We start from the raw sequence: 19,061 nt of genomic DNA, 5'->3' as shown, positions 1-19,061 counted from the left end.
ACCGGTCCGGTCCTCGACCACGCGCGCCCGGGCTGCGGGAGCGACCCGGCGTCAGGCGCGGGAGGCTGGGAAGGCGGACCGGGGGCCGGGCCGCCCGCAAACGACTCCAGAGGGCGACGGGCGCCGGGCCCGGGTTCCCGCCCGCCAAGCCCCCTCCGCCCGTCAACTCGCCCGTCGCGCAGGGCTGTAACAGCTCACCGACAAGGGTTGGGCGATCTCGTGGCGAGTGCGGTGGGTATGTCACGATTGGGCTCTGGCCAAGTGCACCCAGGGGGGAATTGGATGTACGACAGCAGGGGGGCCCGGGCGGCGGCCCGGGCCGGGGCGCTGGGGGCGGCGCTGCTGCTCGCCGGCTGCTCCTCGGGCGGCGGCTCGGGCGGGCCCGGACCGGCCGCGAGTCGGCAGGCGGCGATCACCCAACAGCCCAAGGAGGCGGACCCGTTCTGGGTGAACCCGGACTCCAACGCGGCCCGCCAGGTGAAGGCCTACGCGCAGGCCGGCAAGGACGGCGACGCCGAGCAGATCCGCAAGATAGCGGCACAGCCGACCGGCGAGTGGATCGGCCCGGAGAACCCGGAGCAGGAGGCGCGCGGCTTCACCGAGGCCGCCCAGAAGTCCGACCGCACCGCCCTCCTGGTCCTCTACGACATCCCGCACCGCGACTGCGGCCGGTACAGCCAGGGCGGCGCCGCCGACGGCGACGCGTACCGGGCGTGGATCGACCGGGTCGCGGACGGCATCCAGGACCGCCCCGCCACGATCGTCCTGGAACCGGACGCGGTACTGCACCTCGTCGACGGCTGCACCCCTGCCCGATTCGCCGAGGAACGCTACGACTTGCTGCGCGGCGCGATCACCAGGCTCAAGTCCCTGAAGAACACCAGGGTCTACCTGGACGCGGGCAACGCCGGCTGGGGCCGCCCCGACCAGATCTACCAGCCCCTCCAGCAGGCAGGCGTCGGCCAGGCCGACGGCTTCGCGGTCAACGTCTCCAACTTCTACTCCACCCAGGACTCCCTCACCTACGGCAAGCAGCTCTCGCGGAAGGTCGGCGACAAGCACTTCGTCATCGACACCAGCAGAAACGGCAACGGCCCGTACGCGGGCGGCGCCCCGGACGAGCGGTGGTGCAACCCGCCGGGCCGGGCCCTGGGGGAGACGCCGACGACGAGGACGGCCGACCCGCTGGTGGACGCGTACCTGTGGGTCAAACGCCCGGGGGAGTCGGACGGCACCTGCAAGGGCGGCCCGCAGGCAGGCGATTGGTGGCCGACTTACGCCTTGAAATTGGCGCAGGGGTCGGATAACTAGGCCGTATTCGAGAGGCATTCGATCTCGCGCCCGCGGCCGTACATTTCACTGTCGCACTTCATTTCGGTCACCGTTCTCCGGGTGTTCGGATATTTTCGCTGATCCGATGGATGCCAAGGATTCTGGTGGTGACCGCGAGACTCAAGCGGATAGGATGTCGCGCGCTGCTCGCAATGGCGATCGGTGAGGTCGGTGGTGGGGTGAAGGCATCGTGACTGAGCTGCGGGAACGCGTGTTCGCTTTTCCCGGTCCGCGATGCTTACAATTCACCCACAATATCATCAGACGATCATCACAATCGGTCCATGCCGCGGCAGTGGGCCCTTTTTCTTTTCCGCGATGTGCGGCGAGAAGCGGCCCCTCTGTTTTCACGACGAGAAGTATGGAGTGTGATGCCATGAACCGGGTCGGCAGAGACCCGCGCCGGTTACCCTGGGGGCTCCTGGAGCCGCCGGCGCGCATCGGGTTGTCAGTTCTTCTGCTGGCGGGCGGCGCCATGGGAGCGGCGGCCGGACCGGCCACCGCTTCGACCGCCGACGGCACGCTCACGGTCCAGGTGCTGCGTGACTTCTTCGGCACCGGCGTGATCAACGCGACGATGGACGTGCCGCAGCGGGGCATGAAGGTGAAGATCTCCGACCCCGCCGGGCACGACGTCACCGGCGTCACGGATGCCACCGGGAAGGTCGTGGTGTCGGGGTCGACGAAGCTGAGCGGCGGCCGGTACCGCGTCGACGTCAGCGTCCCGGCGCCGTACAGCGACTATCTGCGGGCGGCGCCCGCGTCGACGGCGGACAACCACTTCGACAGCTTCACGTCGTTCGCGGACGTGTCGGACGGAAAGAACGCCTCGGTGGTGACGGGGGTGTGGGATCCGGCCGACTACACGCTGCCGGACTCACGGTACTTCGTACCGGTCCAGAACGGCGCAGGCGGAACCGACACCCGGGCCCTGGTGGCGTTCGGGACGGAGACCCGGGGCACGTGTCCCACCGATGTGGCGTGCCCGGCCACGCTGGCCACGCAGAACCAGGTGGGCACGACGTTCGGGCTGGCGTACGACAAGTACCGGACCCGGCTGTTCCAGAGCGCGTTCGCCCGTCGGTACGCCCCCTACGGGCCGAAGGGCGCCGGCGCGATCTACACGGTGCCGGTCAACGGCTCGGGTGCGCCGAAGCTGTTCGCGCGGGTGCCGGCCGCCGCGGTGACACCGCACGACTCCGCCAACATGATCAAGGATCCCGGGTTCACCGACGCGCCGGGCAAGGAGAGCATCGGCGGTCTGGCACTGTCGGAGGACGGCTCCACGCTGTACGCGGTGAACCTGCTGACCCGCAGCCTGGTGAGCTTCGACGCCACCGGGACCACCGCCGCGCTGCCCAAGTCGGTGGTGCGGATCCCGGACCCGGGGTGCGCGAGTTCCGGCGACTGGCGGCCGTTCGGACTCTCCGTCCACGACAACACCCTGTACGTCGGCGGCGTGTGCAGCGCGGAGAGCACACAGCAGCGCGCGGACCTGAAAGCCGTCGTCTACACCTATGACGGCAAGCGGTTCACCACGGTGCTGACCCACGCGCTCACCTACAAGCGCGGCAGCGTCTTCGGTTCCGGCGACAAGGCCACCCACTGGAACCCGTGGAACACCAGCCTGGCCACGTGGGACGAACGGAGGACGGCCCCCGACAGCAACAACTTCATCGATCCGCAGCCGGAGCTGGCCTCCCTCGCCTTCGGCCGCGACGGCTCGATGATCCTGGGTTTCCGCGACCGGTTCATGGACGTGCTCAGCTGGGGAGGGCTGGACCCCCGCCCGGGGTCCCCCACGGCGGAAACCGGCATGTCCGGTGGTGACATCACCATGGTCTGTGCCACTTCCACCGGTGAATACCAGTGGGAAGGCACCGGGAGCTGCCCCAACCACGCCACCCCCGCCAACAACGGCGGCCAGGGCGCCGACGTCGTCGAGTACTTCCCGGGCGACTTCTACGCCAACGCGCACCAGGAGACCGCGCTGGGGTCGGTGGCCTACATCCCGCGGCAGCAGTCGGTCGTCAGCACGGAGTTCGACCCGGTCGTCAACGTCGCGACCTCAGGCACCGGGTACTACGACATCACGACCGGTCAGGGCCCGGGCAACGCCCCGACCCACAACGGGTTCCAGTTCGTCAGCCAGGAACAAGGCGGCGGGTTCGGCAAGGCCGGCGGCCTCGGCGACATCGCGTACGCGGCGGCGAACGCGCCGGTCCAGATCGGCAACGTCGTCTGGTTCGACGGCGACCACAACGGGATCCAGGACCCCGGGCACGTGCTGCTGCCGGGGGCGACGATCAACCTGCTGGACGCGAACGGCAAACAGGTCGCCACGACCAGGACCGATGCCGCCGGCGAGTACTACTTCGGTGGTGTCGGCGCCGCGTACGAGCTCACGCCGGGCGCGAAGTACACGGTGCAGTTCGACGTGTGCACCGCGGACACCAGCAAGGTGCCCGAACAGCCCCCGGCGAGCAAGCTGAGGTTCACACTCCCGCGAGCCGGCGCCGACCGGGCGCACGACTCCAACGTGACCCCGCCGACCACCGGCCGGTTGTGCAACGGCTACGCGCCCGTCACGGCACCGGACAAGCCGGGCGGCGTCGATCACACCATCGACGCCGGGGTGTACATCCCGAAGGCGACCCCGACGCCGTCGCCGACTCCGAGCCAGACGCCGAGTTCGCCGCCGGCCTCCGCGCCGCCGTCGTCCGCGCCGCCCGCCAACAACCCGGCCCCGGCCGGTGGCAGTTCGGGTTCGCTGGCACACACCGGTGTGACCGGGCTGCCGGGGATGCTCGCCCTCGTCGGTCTGCTGGTGGGTGCGGGTGTGGTCGTCGCGTTCCTGAGCCGGAAGCGCCGCGCCCAGAAGCACTGAACGAACGGAACACCTGTGATCTGCCCGCCCGCGGCCCGGATGGCGCGGTCGGGCAGATCACGTCTCGGCGGCGCCGCGACCGCACGGCGGCCGGGCGGGGTGGTGACGGAGAGGATGGATCGGAAGAGTGTCAGCGTCGAGCCGTGTGCGCAGTGCGATAGGCAAGCAACCTCTACCAGCTCGTGCGGCTGACCGGCGCCGGTGGCTGCGGCCACGCCGGGCGGCGGCCATCGGCGCGGTGGCCGTCGCGATGGTCGCCGCGGTGACCGTACTGCTGCTCACCGTCGGCAGCTCCGGCCCCGACGGTCCGCGCGCACTGACGTCGGACGAGGCGAACCAGCTGGCGATCACACGGTTCCGCAACTACGAGGCGCACGGCCGCGCCGTGACGATCACCGTGCCGAGCACCGCCGGCGGGCTGGTCGTCACCGGGTCCGTCGACTACCGGGGCAAGCTCGGTTACGGCGTGGTGCACGGCAGCGGGCGCGGCACGTCCAGCGACGGGCTGATCGAGTGGACGGCCACCTCGGTGTTCTTCCACCCGATGGGGAACGCCCCGGCGCACGCACCCGCCTCGCCGCCCGCCTCCGGCTGGTACGGCCGTCCGCTGCAGTCGTCGGGCAGCTCGCTGGACAGTTCGCTGACCATCGCGCTCGGTCTCGGCAGCGACCGGCCGGACAACGCCCAACTGCTGCCGCAGAACGGCGCCGCCTGGTGGGGACGGGACGAGGTGGACGGGCACCGGGTGGACGTCATGACCGGGCCGTCCTCCCGTGCACGCTCCGGTACGGCGGGGAGCGTGCGCTACTGGGTCGGTTCGGACGGCACCATGTACCGGGTCCGCGTCAGCGTGGGTTCCGAGCCGCAGCCGGTGGTCATCGATTTCGACACCCACAAGTACGTTCCCGTGAAGCCGGTCCCCGGAGCCACCCCGACGCGGTAGCCGCGGCTCAGGACGTCCGCACCCGCGCGTTCGCGGCGAGCAGGGACGCCGACGGCAGGGGGACGCCCGCCGGATCCGGCAGGGCCGGAACGGCCGGGACGGCGGTGGCTCCCGCGGTGCGGGCGCCGGGGAACTGCGGCTGGGGACCAGGCGCCGCGACCTCCGTGAACGGGATGCCACCGGGTGCCGTCGGCATCGTCCAACGGCCGGCCGGTGAGAGCGACCCGGACCCGAGCGGGCAGGACGCGGTCGTCGCGAGCCGGGCGGGCACGGTGGTCCGCAGATCGTTGCCGCGCAGGCAGTTGCCCCGGCCCCGGGTCGCGGTGGGGAACGTCCAGCCGACGTCGACGCCGTTGCCGGTGAACGTGTTGTCCACGATCTGGTTGCCGTCCGGAGGCAGGTCGGCGGTCGCGGTGATCACCAGGCCGGCGTTGCTGTTGCCGGTGACGCGGTTGCGGACGAACCGGTTGTCGCTGCCGCCGTCGATGCCGATGCCGGTGCCCCAGCCGCCGTCGGCCTGCTCCGGGGTGGCCGACTGCTGGTTGGCGGCGATCAGATTGCCCGCGATGACGGCGCCCCGCTGCGGAAGCAGCTTCTCCTGGTGGTCGGAGTCGGTGGTCAGGCCGACCCGGTTGCCGACCAGGCGGTTGCCGACCACGTACATGTCTCCGCCGGCGTTGGTGCCTTCGTAACCGACCGCGTTGAGTTCGGCGACGTTGTCCCGCACCACGATCCGACACGGCTTGCACTGCCCGACGTAGATCCCCGAGTCGGCCCCGCCCGACGCGTACGAGTGCTCGATGACACCGTTCTGCGCGGAGAACGCGTAGATCCCGTACAGACCGTTGCGGGTGGCGGTCACATACGAGACCAGGAACGACTTCAGGAAGGTCACGGGCTCGTCGCCGGTGTCGTAGCCGCCGCTCTGCCCCGGCAGCCCGGCGGCCGCCTTCGCCGAACCGGTGACCAGCACCCCGTTCTGCGTGTTGTTGCGCACGGTCAGGTTCTCCACGGCCACCCCGGGGGCCGCGACGACGACACCGTTCGGCTGCCGCAACCGCCCGTCGATGACGACCTTGTCCCGGGACGCGCCGCGCAGAGTGACACGAGCCGTGTCGATCCGTACCGACTCGTGGTACACGCCGGGAGAAACCAGCACCAGGTCACCGGGCCGGGCCAGCGACACCGCGGCCGAGATCGTCGGGGCATCGCCGGGCACCCGGATCGTGACATGCGCACCGGCCGGCCGCCGGCCCTGGCCGGATCCGCCGTCACCCCCGCCGCATCCGACCACAAGCGTCAGCGTGCCCACCACCGCGGCCAACACGCGAAGAGCTAATCGAGGCATGATCCCAGTCTGGTGCATGGCATACCGATTCCACCCGCGAATAGCGAAGTTGACCGACAGGCACGATCCGGTTGTGGCACTCTGCACATCATGCGCCGAGCCGATCACCATCCGTCACGCCGCACGTTCCTCGACGCCACCGGCGCCGTGATGGCCGCCGGCCTGGCCGCCGGATGCACATCGGACTCCGCCCGGCCGGACCGGGCCGCCCCCGCCCCGGCGGGCACGCCGGCGCCGGTTCCGGCGACGGGCCGCCATCAGGCGGGCATCACGCTTCCCCAGCCGGCCCAGCCCAACCTGCTCGCCGTGGTGGCCGACCTCGGTGCCTCCGTGGCTCCCGGCCCGTTGCTGGCCGAACTCGGCCAGGCCGTCCGCGCCCTCACCGCGGGGACCGACCCGCGGCTGCTGGGCCTGCCGCCGGGTGACCTCACCGTGACCGTCGGCGTGGGTCCCCGGCTGGTGCGCGCGGCCGGTGCCTCGCTGCCCGGGGCGGCCGACCTCCCGCGCTTCTCCCGGGAGCGGATCGCCCCGCACGCACGCGGCGGGGACCTGCTGATACAGATCTGCGCCGGGGACGCACTGCTCCTGCCGGTCGTCGCCGCCGCGCTCCTGGACCAGGCCGGTGACCGGATCCGCGAACGCTGGCGCCAGTCCGCACGCCGCGGTGCGAACGTGCCCCTCGGGGGCGGCCGCACCGCTCCACGGAACCCGCTCGGATTCATCGACGGCATCGTGGGCCCGCACACGACCGCCGAACAACAACGCGACCTGTGGCTGGCCGGGCCCCCCGCGGTCGCCGGCGGCACCCTTGCCGTACTGCGGCGCATGGAACTCGACCTGCCGCGGTTCGCCGCCCTGTCCGTGGCCGAGCAGGAAGCGGTGTTCGGGCGGCGCCGGGCCAGCGGCGTCCCGCTCTCCGGCGGCTCCGCCGCCGACGGTCCTGAACTCGGGGCCAAGACGGCGGACGGTCGCTATCTCGTCCCCGCGGACGCCCATGTGCGCAGGGCGCACGCCACCGCGGTCGGGGTCGGGCTCATGCTCCGCCGCTCCTACAGCACCGACCAGCCCGCCCCCGGCCTGCTGTTCATCAGCTTCCAGAACGACCTGCGGACCTTCACCGCCACCCTCACCAACATGGACAACTCCGACGCGCTGCTGTCCTTCACCACCGCAACCGCCAGCGCGACGTTCCTGATCCTCCCCGGCTTCGACCGGCGACACCCGCTCGGCTCCACGCTGTTCGGCTGAGCGGGTGTCCCCGGAGCGCTACGGCACCTTCACCCACCGCGCCTTGCTGGGCGTCCCCCGATCGTCGTCCACGAACAGCATGTACCACCCCGACGGCACCAGATTCCGGTTCCCCGGCACCGTCACGGTGACCTTGCTCCCCGACGTCCTGAAGTCCAGCGCGACGCTGCGCTGGTCCACATCCGTCACATGCGTGGTCGCGCTCGGCCGGATCAGCCGCACCTTCTTGACGGCCGACGCGTGCCGTGACGTGAACGTCCCCGACCCGCCGCGGGCGATGGTCTGCGGCCCCCCGCTCAGCGACGGCCGGGAGCCCCGGTACAGATACGGCGGCGTGTAGATCTCGATCCGCTGCTCGAAGACCCCCGGCCTGGTGTTCGCCTTGTCCGCGAACAGCGGGTTGGAGCCGAAGAACATGACCCGCCCGTCGGGCAGCAGGACCGACCCGGAGTGGTAGTCGCGGCCCACCAGCGGATCGGCGACCCGCCGGAACGAGTTCGTCGCCGTGTCGTAGATCCGGGCCTGCTTGATGTCGGAGGCGCCGCGCCCCCGGTAGTCCTCGGACCCGCCCGACACCAGCACGCTGTCGTCCGGCAGCACCGAGATCTGCGGATACCGCGTTCCCTTCGCCAGCGAGGGGCCGTCCACGAACTTCGGGTGGGCGGCCTTCAGGTCGATCAGCCGCGTCCTGGCGGTCGACAGCCCGGACTCGCCGACCCCGCCGCCCCCGACCACCAGGTACCTCTCGTCCTGCGCCGGAGGCAGCAGCACGGTCCCGGACGTCTCCAGCATGTCCGGGTCGCTGAGCCCGGACAGCCTGGTGAACCGGTTGGTGCCGACGTCCCAGATCCCGGGGTCGCGCCCCACGTCGTCCGGGCCGTACCCGGCGTTGGAACCCGAGTAGAAGAGCTTGCCGTTCTGAAGCAGGAACAGCGCGGGGTAGGTCGGGAACTGGCGTTTGTACCTGGTGTACGTCCAGGTCTTCGTCCTCGGGTCGAAGACCTCGTTCTTGCCCGGCACCAGCTGCCCGATGTCGTCGAGCCCCGAGACGCTCAGCACCTTGCCGTCCGACAGCGTGGTGAGCGTCGGATACCAGCGTGCCTCGTTCATCGGGTCGACCTTGATGTACTTCTCGGCGACCGGATCGAATTCGTAGGCGTTCCTGAGGCCCTCGAAGTCCCGCTTGTCGAGCCCGAGTTTGTTGGCGATGCCGTACGTGTTGCGGGCGTCGGCGCCGGTGAGGCCCTGGACGCGGTAGTTGTCCTCGGTGCCGGTCTCGTACTTGGTGCCCTGTTCGGGCGCCTCGACGACGACCCGGGCGTAACCGGGGTTGTTGCGCAGGTACGTGCCGGCCTTGTCGAAGACCTTCGTCGCGCGCGGGACCAGTACCGGGTCGTCGGAGACGAACGTCTTGCCGTTCTGCCTGCCGGTGAACCGCGTGCCCTTGGGCAGGGTCATCGGTTTGTCCGGGTTCTCGTTGTAGAGGATCATGACGCCGCCGGCCTTCCTGACGTCGCCCTTGAGCTTCTCGTACCGCTTGGTGCCGCCCGCGATCAGGACGTTGCCGTCGGCGAGCTGGGTGTGCCCGGTGCAGAACAGGTCCGCCGGGGTGGGCACCTTCTTGACCGTGCCCTTGACCGGGTCCCAGATCCGGCTGTCGTAGATCTTCGCGTCGAAGTTGTCCTGGTTGTTGCCCGAGCCCGCGACCAGCAGCACCTTCCCGGTGTGCAGGAGCACCGCGTGGATGGTGTCCTGGCGGTACTCCTTCGGGAACTCGACGATGTCCCAGTGGCCGTTCGCGGCCTTGTACTCCGGTCTGTTGATCTTGTACTGGTGGTACCGCTCGGTCCCGAAGCGGTACAGCCACGGTCCGTTCATCCCGGCCAGGGCGAGAAAGACCACCGTACTGATCGCGAGCCGACGGGCCCGGCGGCGGCCGGCGCTGTCGTTCATTCCTCAGCACCCCCCAGTCCGCCACGTCCGCCCAGTCCGCCGAGCGCGATCCGCACGGTCTGTTCCACGGGAGTGCCGGCGGGCGGCGTCCAGGCCGGCCGCTGCCGCGGCGCGTGCCCGGCGGCCAGGTACCCGGCGGGCACCGCGTCCTCCGGCTCGGCCACCGCCACGGGCACCGCGCGTTCCCTGCGCAGGGTGTACCGCCAGAGGAGGATCGGGGCCGCCGCGATCAGCAGCGCCAGCGACGCCCAGGTCAGCATCGCCGGCTGCGCGTGGCCGGTGAGGAGGCCGGCGACGAGTGAGCCGCCGAAGACCAGGATGAAGAACCAGTGGATGCGGAACGTCCCGAAGACGGTGTCCGGGCTGGCCGACTCGCCTTTCGGCGTGACCACGAACCTGCTCTTGCGGCGCAGTACCGCGTCCATGAGCGAGCGGGCGTAGACGGGCGCGGACAGGGCCGACATCACCATGCCGGCGACCCCGCCGGAGCCCTCCGGCTCGTGCGGGGAGACGTTGTGCCGGCGGTTCCAGACGTAGAGGCCGATCTGGAGCGCGGAGGCGTTGCCGTAGAGCATCAGCCACACGGCGGGATCGATGTTCACGCCCGAGGCGCCCAGGCCCAGGAACAGCGCGCAGCTCAGCGCGGCCAGGATCCAGTTGAGGGCGGACATCGGGTAGAAGATGATCATCATCGTGTAGTTGAGGAGCTTGCCCGGACCCAGGCTGAACAGGCCCTTCCAGTACTGCTTGAGGATCGTCTCGTACGTGCCCCGGGACCAGCGGAGCTGCTGCGTGAAGAAGTCGGTCCAGGCGTTCGGGCCCTCGCCGACCGCGAGCACGTCCGGGGTGTAGACCGAGCGCCATCTCCGCCCCGTCGCCGGGTTCTTGGCGCGGTGCATCTCGAAGCCGGTCGCCATGTCCTCGGTGATCGAGTCGTACAGGCCGCCGATCTGCTGGAGCGCCCGGATCCGTACGGCGTTGGAGGTGCCGACGAACATGGGGGCGCCGTAGCGGTTGCCGGCGCGCTGGATCAGGGCGTGGAAGAGGAACTGCTGGGACTCGGCGGCCTTGGTGACGAACGTGTCGTAGTTGCCGTAGACCTGCGGGCCGATGACGAAGCCGACGTCCGGGTCGCGGAAGTAACCCAGCATCCGCTCCAGGTAGTTGGGGAGCGGGACGTGGTCGGTGTCGACGGAGGCGAAGAAGTCGTACTCGTCGCCGTGCGCCTCCAGCCAGGCGTTGTAGTTGCCGTGCTTGGTCCTGGCGCGGTGCGGGCCCTGCGGCTGGTTCCACCGCTCGACGCCCTTGCGGGTGAAGTGGCGCACGCCCAGGCGCGCGCAGACCTCCTTCACCTCCGCGTCGTCGCCCTCGTCGAGCAGCCAGACGTGCAGCAGCCCGCGATGGCGCAGCCGGGTCGCCGCCTCAAGGGTCCGGGTGACCATGTCGAGGGGTTCCTTGCCGGGCACGAACGTGGTGATGAAGGCGACCCGGGTGCCGGTCTCCGGGACCACCGGGACCGGGTCGCGGGCGACCAGGGTGGCGTGCGCGTTGGACAGCACGTTCATGCAGCGGAAGAACTCGATCAGGCCGATCGACACCAGCATCACGATGTCGAGGGCCGGCAGGAAGTGGTACGCCGGGTGGTCCCGCTGGGTCCAGTGCTCGGGCCGCAGGAGCCAGGTCAGCAGGACGAGTGAGAGCAGCGGGGCCGCGCCCAGCATCAGCGCGGCGCGGACGCGGTGCGGTTCCTGGGAGAGCAGCGAGCGGTAGCGCACCCGGTAGGGCCTGCTCGGGTCGGGCTGGGTGAGGGGGCCCGCGAGCCGGCTGTAGTGCTCGTAGTCGTATCTGGGCAGGGTCTTCTTGATGCGGCCCAGGGCGCCGGCGGTGGTGCGGTGCCCGGGCAGCCGGAGCTGTGCGGTCCGTGACGGGTCGTATTCCTGTTCCTGCCGGGCGCCCATCGGCGTCGACGTCATGAGTCATCCCCCCACACGCAGGTCAGCGCGTGTTCATCGGTCTCGGCGCCCGCTCGGATCCCCCTCGACCCTGCCGGGCGCGTCAATGACGTGGCACAGTCGTCCCACGGAAAGGGACACGGACCGTGACCGTCCGGTTGCAAGGTGCCCCCCTCGGCACCGGTTCATGGCCGGGGCCCCTCACCCCGCAGATCTGGCAACCGGCTATCTACCCCCCAAGTGCCGCGAAACACCGGCACTTTGGACATCCAGGGTTCTACGGTGCTCAGCATGATCGCAAGAGCGAAACGCGGTGTTTACCGGACATACGTGTTCATTATGGAGCGTGTGGGGATTGTGTGGATCGCTCGTGTCGGTTGTTGACATAAGGGGGCAAGAGACGGAAGAGGGTGTCGAAGTGGCCTCGTGTCACCGACGGGATGTACGCCAGAAGGCCCCCCGCTGCGCGGAGGGCCTTCTGGGTGTCGGTGCGCCGCCAGGGACTCGAACCCCGGACCCGCTGATTAAGAGTCAGCTGCTCTAACCAACTGAGCTAGCGGCGCCTGCTGACACCGAGAACTGTACCCGACCGGGAACCGTGCTCCTGACCATCGGCCACCAGGGCGACCTCCGTCCGCCCCCTGCCGTACATCATTCGGACCGTCAGCATGCGCACCGGGACCACGATTGGGAAACTCATCAACGTGCACAGTTCCGGATATATCCGCCCGAAGTGTGAGGGGAATCGCATGCCGGCCCCGGTATTCGAGGAATTCGACCCCGCGGACACCTGCGAATGCCCCGGCTGCGTCCACTGGCGGCGGGTCGGTCCCGCCCCGCTGCCGGGCCGCTTCGGCGGGCACCCGGCCGCCCGGAGCGTCCTGGTCGTGGCCGCCGCCGCGTCCGCCGCCCTCGCCGCGAGCGCCCCGACCGCCGCCGCCCACGGCACCCCGTCCGCCCCGCACCGGTCCGCCGCCCCCGCGGACCCCGAGCCCGAGACCCCGCAGGGCACCAAGTCCCCCCTGCACGGACCGGCCGGCACACCCGTGCCGGGCCCGGTCACCACACCCCCCATCACCCGCACGCAGATCATCAACCGGGCCAAGACCTGGGTCGCCGCCTCGGTGCCGTACAGCATGTCCCTCTACTGGACCGACGGGTACCGGCAGGACTGCTCCGGCTATGTCTCCATGGCCTGGGGGCTGACCGGCAACGAGTGGACCGGGAGCCTCGACCAGTTCGGCACGAGGATCACCAAGGAGGAGCTCCAGCCCGGCGACATCCTGCTCTTCCACAACCCGGACAACCCGGAGAAGGGCTCCCACGTCGTGATCTTCGGCGGCTGGACGGACTACACGCGCACCTCCTACACGGCCTACGAGCAGACACCCCCGCACGTCCACCGCCAGTCCACGCCCTACGCCTACTGGGCCAACTCCGCCAAGTACGTCCCCTACCGCTACAAGGGCCTGATCGCGGACCCGGGCGCGTCGGGCGCCCCGGCCGGGAGGACGTCGGTGCCGTTCCCGGGGGCGGCCTACTTCGGGCCGGGCGCCGACAACAAGTACGTCACCCTCCTGGGGCAGCTGCTGGTCGCCCGGGGCGCCGGCAGCCACTACGGCAAGGGTCCGGGGCCGGTCTGGGGCCCCTCCGACCAGCGGGCCACCCAGGCCTTCCAGCGGGCCCAGGGCTGGACCGGCGCCGCCGCCGACGGCCTGCCGGGGCCGCGCACCTGGGAACTCCTCGCCACCGGCAAGGGCAAGAGCATCAAGCCCGCCACCACGGCCCCGCCCGCCCCCGCCTCGCACGGGGTGCCGGGCTACCCCGGCAAGAACTTCTTCCGCCCGGGCACCGCCAACGACCACATCACCCAGCTCGGCAGGCAGCTGATCAAGAAGGGCTACGGCCGTTTCTACCCCGACGGTCCGCATCCCGCCTGGGGCGAGGCGGACCGCAGGGCCGTCGAGGCGTTCCAGCGCGCCCAGGGCTGGCGCGGCGGCGCCGCCGACGGCTACCCGGGGCCGGAGACCTGGCGCCGCCTGTTCCCGTGACGACCCCGACTCCCTGAGGACCACCCGAAGCATCTGGCGCGGAGGCTGGAGGCAGGCATGAGTACGACCACCGCACACACCCCTGAGTCGGACGGCCCCCCGGACGGCGGGCCGCCCACCCGTCCGGCTCCCCGGCTGATCCAGAACGAGGTCACCACCGAGATCCCCGTCCATCTGCTGTTCCGCGACGACCCGGATCCGGTGTCGGTGCCGCTGCGCCCCGCCGTGGTCGGCCGCCGTCAGGGCACCGGCGAGCAGCCCCGGCTGCGCCGCCCCTTCCCGGCCAAGCCCCGGCCGGCCGCCGCCGTCGACCCCGACCTGGTGGAGCGCCCGGCCCGGGTGCTGCCCGGTGCGGCCGGCGTGTGCGCCGGGCTCGGCGGAGTGGCCGGGGGGCTTGCCACCTCCTGGTGGGCGGGGCTGCTGCCGGCGCTCGCGGCGCACGCGCTGCGCCTGCCGGCGTCCGGGGGCGCGGGGCTCGGCCCGGCGCAGTGGGCCGCGTACGCCGGTGCCGGCGCGCTCGGCCTGACCGGCTTCGCCGGGCTCGCGCGCGGGACGACCGGAAGGGCCTGGGTGCTCGGCATGTTCGGCCGCTACCGGGGGACGGTACGGCGCACCGGCCTGCTCTGGGTCAACCCGCTGGTGCTGCGCCGCCGGGTCGACGTGCGGCTGCGGCACTGGCGCAGCCAGGAGATGCCGGCGGCGGACGGCAACGGGGTCGCGCTCAGGGTCGTCGTCCTGGTGGTGTGGCGGGTGCGGGACACCGCGCGGGCGGCGCTCGGCGTCGAGGACCACGAGACGTATCTGCGCGAGTGCGTGGAGGCCGCGCTGGCACGGGTGCCGGTGGAGCCGCCGGGCACGGCCCGGAGCTCGGTGGAGATGGCGAGGGACGCGCTGACCCGGCTGGTCACGGCGGACGCGGCGGGCATCGGCCTGGAGGTGTTCTCCGTGCAGCCGGTCCGGGTGGAGTACGCCCCGGAGGTCGCCCCGGCCATGCACCGCCGCCGGATCGCGGCGCTCGACGCGCAGCAGCGGGCCACCATGCTCACCTCGGTCGTGGACTCGGTCGAGGACACGGTGACCCGGCTGACCACGCGCGGGCTCGTCGACCTCGACGACTACGAGCGCAAGGTGCTGGTGCGGGACCTGACGGTGGCGTTCTGTTCGGGACACAACACCTCGGTGCCGTGAGGCCGGGAGGCCGGGAAAGGTATGGACACCCTTTTTGGTATGGACATGCTCAAGTGCTGGCAATAATCTGGGACTTGGTCTAGACCTGCACGGCTCAGTGAACATCCCCCACGTTCTCCAGGAGCGGCAGCATGCGTAAACGGACCAAGGTGTCGGCCGTCGTGCTCGGCGCGGCGACCGCCGGAGCCTTCGCGCTCTCCACCGGCGGCGCCAGCGGGCACGGCTACACCGACCTCCCCATCAGCAGGCAGAAGCTCTGCGCGGTCGGCACGGTGACGAACTGCGGCGACATCCAGTACGAGCCGCAGAGCGTCGAGGGCCCCAAGGGCTTCCCGGCGGCCGGACCCGCCGACGGCCAGATCTGCAACGGCGGGCTGAGCAGGTTCGCCCAGCTCAGCTCGCCGACCACGCCGTCGGGCGGCGCCTGGCCGACGACGAAGGTGACGGGCGGTCAGACGTACACGTTCCGCTGGCAGTTCACCGCGATGCACGCCACGACCGACTTCGAGTACTACGTCACCAAGCAGGGCTGGAACCAGAACCACGCCCTCGCCCGTTCGGACCTCGACACCACGCCGTTCCTCACCGTCCCCTACAACGGCCAGCGTCCGCCGGCCACCCTCAGCCACAGCGGCACCCTGCCGACGGGGCTGAGCGGTCACCACGTGATCCTGGCGGTCTGGACGATCGCCGACACGGGCAACGCGTTCTACGCCTGTTCGGACGTCACGTTCTGACCCGGGTCGTTCGACGACCGGGTAACACCGATGTGATCTGAGCTTCGCTTGAGGACCCGCCGCGGGCCGCGGGGGTACGTTCCCGGCACGCCGGTCAGTCGGACCGGTGTTCGGAAACGGGGGACTCTCATGGGCCTGATGGAGGCGTTCTTCTACATCATTCCCGGCATCTTCGTCATCGTCGGTGTCCTCGGGGTGGTCGGGACGCTCCGGCGGTCGAGCGAGATCAGCCGGGCGTGGCGTCACGGGCGTACCGCCGAGGCCCGCTGTCTGCGGTCGTACACCACGACCAGCGGCGGTGGCGGGGACACGGCCGTGACGACCACGCTGCACCATGTGTACGAGTTCACGACGGCCGAGGGACGTACCGTCCGCATCGACGAGAGGAACGGGCGGTCCACCGTCGTCGAGGGTGACTTCGTCACGGTGCACTACCTGCCGGAGCACCCGGAGAAGGCCACGGCACAGCCGCCGGCGCAGGGGAGGCTGGCCGTGGGGACGGGGTGCATGGTGGCGTTCTTCGTGGTGTTCATCGTGTTCGCGCTGGTTTTCATGGGCACGGCGCATTTCATCTTCTCGACGGCGGACGGTTTCGCCCCGTGAGTGCCGCGAACGGGGGGGGTGGGGCGGCGCGGGCCGGTGGGGCTGGTCGCGCCCCCGCGGCGGAGCCGCATACAGGTACAGCCCCGCGCCCCTGACGGGGCGCTGCACATCTGACGATGTGTCAGTTACGCTGCTTCCTCATGGACTCCGACAGGCGCACGATCGCTGAAGCAGTGGCCGCGCGGTGGGGTGACCATCGGCCCGGGCTGTGGTTCGAGGAGCAGGTGCTGACGCACCACGAGGTGGCCGCCGGTGCCGCGGCCCGGGCGGCGCTGTTCGGCGATCTGCTGCCTGACGGCGCCGTGCCCCACATCGGGGTCCTGCTCGACAACACCCCGGAGTTCCCGCTCTGGCTCGGGGCCGCCGCGCTCGCCCGGGCCGCCGTGGCCGGGGTCAATCCGACCCGCCGGGGCGCCGAACTGGCGCGGGACATCCTGCACAGCGAGTGTCCGGTGCTGGTCACCGAGCGGGCTCAGCTGCCCCTTCTCGCCGGACTCGAACTGCCCGGCGTCCGGATCCTCGTCACCGACGAACCGGAGTACGGCGCCCTCCTCGCCCCTTACCTCGGCGCATTCCCGGACGCCTCCCGGGCCACGCCCGCCGACCGGATCCTGCTCTACTTCACCTCCGGTTCCACCGGGGCTCCGAAGGCCGCGCTCTGCTCCCAGGGGCGGCTCGCGGCGGCCGGGCGTTCGCTCGCCGGGCAGTTCGGGACCGGCGATGATGACGTGCACTACATCTGCATGCCGATGTTCCACGGCAACGCCGTGATCGCCGACTGGGCGCCCGCGCTGGTGGCGGGGGCCGGGACGGCGTTACGGCGGCGGTTCTCGGCCTCCGGGTTCCTGAGCGACGTGCGGCGCTACCGGGCCACCTACTTCACCTACGTCGGCCGGGCCGTGCAGTACATACTCGCCACCGAGCCGCGCCCCGACGACCGGGACAACCCGCTGCGGCTCGGGTTCGGGACGGAGGCCGGGACCGTGGACGCGGCGGCCTTCGCGGAGCGGTTCGGAGTGCGGCTGGTCGAGGGGTACGGGTCCTCGGAGGGCGGGGCGGCGATCCAGTGGTCGCCGGGGACGCCGGACGGGGCGGTGGGACGGGCGGGGCCGGGGCTTGTCGTACTCGATCAGGAGTCGGGGCAGGAGTGCCCGCCCGCCGTCTTCGACTCCGGGGGGCGGCTGCTCAACGGGGAGCAGGCCATCGGGGAGCTGGTGAACCGGGCGCCGAATCCGTTCGAGGGGTACTGGCGGAACCCGCAGGCGGAGGCCGAGCGGCGCAGGGGAGGGTGGTACTGGACCGGGGATCTCTTCTACCGGGACGGGGCGGGCTATCTGTATTTCGCGGGGCGTACTGACGACCGGATCCGGGTCGACGGGGAGAACCTGGCCGCCGCGATGATCGAGAACATCGTGGCCCGGTACGAGGGCGCGGACGCCGTCGCCGTGTACGGGGTGCCGGATCCGGTGACCGGGGACCAGGTGATGGCGACCGTCGCCGGGCGGTTCGAGCCGCTGGAATTCGCCGAGTTCCTGCTGGCCCAGCCGGATCTGGGGACGAAGATGGCGCCCCGGTTCGTGCGGGTGGTCGAGCGGATGCCGGTGACGGCGACCAACAAGATCCAGCGGGCGGCCCTGCGGCGGGAGGGGGTGTGGTGTGCCGACCCGGTGTGGTGGCGGCCGCCGGGGGAGCGGACGTACCGCAGGCTGACCAAGGAGGACGCCGAGGCGTGGCGGGCTGGGCGGTGACCCGCCCAGGCAGGGCGCGCACGGCTCGCAAAAAAATGACCTGGGGTGGAGAACCCCAGGTCATCACAGGTGCGCCGCCAGGGACTCGAACCCCGGACCCGCTGATTAAGAGTCAGCTGCTCTAACCAACTGAGCTAGCGGCGCATGACTCTCGCCGACCGTGGGAATGATCTTTCGACTGCTTCTCGCGGCTGGCGACGAAGAAAATAATACCCGGTCCGGCGGGGTGCTTCCGACCACCGCCGGGGCCTGTCCTAGATGGCGAGGGACAGCAGCACCGGGGCCGCGCTGCGGTTCAGGGCGTCGGCGGCCTGGCGGAGCCGGTGCGCGTGCTCGACCGGCAGGGAGAGGGCCAGGCAGCCCACGGCCGAGCCGGCGGTGATCGGGACCGCCGCGCACACCGTGCCGATGGCGTACTCCTGGAGGTCCAGGACGGGGACCGTCGGCGGCTGTGCCTCCAGGCGGGAGAGCAGCAGCTTGTCGCTGGTGATGGTGCGCGAGGTCAGGCGGGCCATCTTGTGCCGGGAGAGGTGGTCGCGGCGGGCGTTGTGGTCGAGCTGGGTGAGCAGGCTCTTGCCGATCGCGGTGGCGTGCGCGGAGGAGCGGAAGTCCACCCACTCGTTGACCGCGGGGGTGGCCGGGCCGGCCGCGTACTGGCCGATCTTCACCTCGCCGTCGACGTACCGGCTGAGATAGACGGCGGCGCCGACCGAGTCGCGCAGCCGGTCGAGGGTCTGCTGGAGCTGTTCGCCCAGGGCCTGCTCCCGCTCGTGCGCGGAGCCGAGCCGGCGCAGGGTCTCACCGGTCACGTACGCGCCGTCGGCGACCTGCTCGACGTAGCCCTCGCGGCGCAGCATGCGCAGCAGCGCGGTCAGCCGCTCGGGCTCCAGGCCGGTGCGGCGGGCCAGTTCGGTGTCGGTGACGCCGGTGGCGTGCCCTGCCACCGTCTCCAGGACGCGCAGGGCGTCCTGGGCGGAGTGGTACGGGGCGGTCGGCTCGTGCATCAGCGCCACGGTGGTCCCCCTGCGCTCGCTCGGCGGTACTGCTGTGAGAGCACTGCTTGGGCCGCGA

Annotated in this window: 13 protein-coding genes and 2 tRNA genes; 9 read left to right on the top strand and 6 right to left on the bottom strand. The window is 71.1% G+C overall.

Annotation, left to right across the window (positions count from 1 at the left end):
• The first annotated feature begins 282 nt into the window (after nucleotides 1-282).
• The 3 genes from AB0P24_RS04030 (at nucleotide 283) to AB0P24_RS04020 (ending at nucleotide 5,162) form a co-directional block, all read left to right on the top strand.
• A complete protein-coding gene (locus AB0P24_RS04030) occupies nucleotides 283-1,311 on the top strand; it encodes a glycoside hydrolase family 6 protein (RefSeq protein ID WP_365790596.1) in 1,029 nt (342 codons plus the stop codon).
• Nucleotides 1,312-1,807: 496 nt separating this feature from the next.
• Entirely contained in the window at nucleotides 1,808-4,219 is a 2,412-nt protein-coding gene (locus tag AB0P24_RS04025) for an SdrD B-like domain-containing protein (protein ID WP_365790680.1), read from the top strand.
• Nucleotides 4,220-4,469: 250 nt separating this feature from the next.
• Nucleotides 4,470-5,162 carry a hypothetical protein gene (locus AB0P24_RS04020; protein WP_365790679.1) on the top strand — a complete coding sequence of 231 codons (693 nt, stop codon included), beginning with the start codon at nucleotides 4,470-4,472 and terminating at the stop codon, nucleotides 5,160-5,162.
• Between the two features lie 7 nt (nucleotides 5,163-5,169).
• On the opposite strand, the gene AB0P24_RS04015 is transcribed toward AB0P24_RS04020, so the two are convergent.
• The gene (locus AB0P24_RS04015; protein WP_365790678.1) at nucleotides 5,170-6,510 is read right to left on the bottom strand and encodes a right-handed parallel beta-helix repeat-containing protein; all 1,341 of its coding nucleotides are present in this window, start codon (nucleotides 6,508-6,510) and stop codon (nucleotides 5,170-5,172) included.
• 90 nt (nucleotides 6,511-6,600) lie between these two features.
• Here AB0P24_RS04015 and AB0P24_RS04010 point away from each other — a divergent pair, with 90 nt between their 5' ends.
• Nucleotides 6,601-7,758, top strand: coding sequence for a Dyp-type peroxidase (locus AB0P24_RS04010; protein ID WP_365790595.1), 1,158 nt, complete (start codon nucleotides 6,601-6,603; stop codon nucleotides 7,756-7,758).
• A gap of 18 nt (nucleotides 7,759-7,776) precedes the next feature.
• On the opposite strand, the gene AB0P24_RS04005 is transcribed toward AB0P24_RS04010, so the two are convergent.
• The 3 genes from AB0P24_RS04005 to AB0P24_RS03995 form a co-directional block, all read right to left on the bottom strand.
• Nucleotides 7,777-9,711, bottom strand: a complete 1,935-nt coding sequence (locus tag AB0P24_RS04005) for a kelch motif-containing protein (RefSeq protein ID WP_365790594.1) — start codon at nucleotides 9,709-9,711, stop codon at nucleotides 7,777-7,779.
• The gene (locus tag AB0P24_RS04000) at nucleotides 9,708-11,684 is read right to left on the bottom strand and encodes a cellulose synthase catalytic subunit (protein ID WP_365790593.1); all 1,977 of its coding nucleotides are present in this window, start codon (nucleotides 11,682-11,684) and stop codon (nucleotides 9,708-9,710) included. Before AB0P24_RS04000 ends, AB0P24_RS04005 begins: the two co-directional genes overlap by 4 nt.
• Before the next feature lie 468 nt (nucleotides 11,685-12,152).
• Nucleotides 12,153-12,226: transfer RNA gene (locus tag AB0P24_RS03995), tRNA-Lys, on the bottom strand.
• A gap of 186 nt (nucleotides 12,227-12,412) precedes the next feature.
• On the opposite strand from AB0P24_RS03995, the gene AB0P24_RS03990 reads away from it, so the two are divergent.
• The 5 genes from AB0P24_RS03990 (at nucleotide 12,413) to AB0P24_RS03970 (ending at nucleotide 17,990) form a co-directional block, all read left to right on the top strand.
• Nucleotides 12,413-13,714: a peptidoglycan-binding protein gene (locus AB0P24_RS03990; RefSeq protein WP_365790592.1), complete on the top strand. Its 1,302-nt coding sequence runs from the start codon at nucleotides 12,413-12,415 to the stop codon at nucleotides 13,712-13,714.
• Between the two features lie 57 nt (nucleotides 13,715-13,771).
• The gene (locus AB0P24_RS03985) at nucleotides 13,772-14,902 is read left to right on the top strand and encodes an SPFH domain-containing protein (RefSeq protein ID WP_365790591.1); all 1,131 of its coding nucleotides are present in this window, start codon (nucleotides 13,772-13,774) and stop codon (nucleotides 14,900-14,902) included.
• A gap of 131 nt (nucleotides 14,903-15,033) precedes the next feature.
• A complete protein-coding gene (locus AB0P24_RS03980) occupies nucleotides 15,034-15,639 on the top strand; it encodes a lytic polysaccharide monooxygenase (protein ID WP_365790590.1) in 606 nt (201 codons plus the stop codon).
• A gap of 129 nt (nucleotides 15,640-15,768) precedes the next feature.
• The gene (locus AB0P24_RS03975) at nucleotides 15,769-16,242 is read left to right on the top strand and encodes a DUF3592 domain-containing protein (protein WP_365790589.1); all 474 of its coding nucleotides are present in this window, start codon (nucleotides 15,769-15,771) and stop codon (nucleotides 16,240-16,242) included.
• Between the two features lie 140 nt (nucleotides 16,243-16,382).
• Nucleotides 16,383-17,990, top strand: a complete 1,608-nt coding sequence (locus tag AB0P24_RS03970; RefSeq protein ID WP_365790588.1) for a long-chain-fatty-acid--CoA ligase — start codon at nucleotides 16,383-16,385, stop codon at nucleotides 17,988-17,990.
• Between the two features lie 70 nt (nucleotides 17,991-18,060).
• Here the strand turns inward: AB0P24_RS03970 and AB0P24_RS03965 are convergent.
• Nucleotides 18,061-18,134 (bottom strand) — tRNA-Lys (locus AB0P24_RS03965).
• A 110-nt stretch (nucleotides 18,135-18,244) separates the two neighbouring features.
• On the bottom strand, nucleotides 18,245-19,003 hold the full coding sequence (locus AB0P24_RS03960; RefSeq protein WP_365790587.1) for an IclR family transcriptional regulator C-terminal domain-containing protein: 759 nt from the start codon (nucleotides 19,001-19,003) through the stop codon (nucleotides 18,245-18,247).
• Nucleotides 19,004-19,061 lie beyond the last annotated feature (58 nt).

Origin of the sequence: Streptomyces sp. NPDC086519, from assembly GCF_040686075.1 — a bacterium.
In the GTDB taxonomy this organism is placed as follows: Bacteria; Actinomycetota; Actinomycetes; order Streptomycetales; family Streptomycetaceae; genus Streptomyces; species Streptomyces shenzhenensis.
The sequence above is the reverse complement of the archived record's forward strand: the minus strand, read 5'-3'. Positions and strand labels throughout refer to the sequence as shown.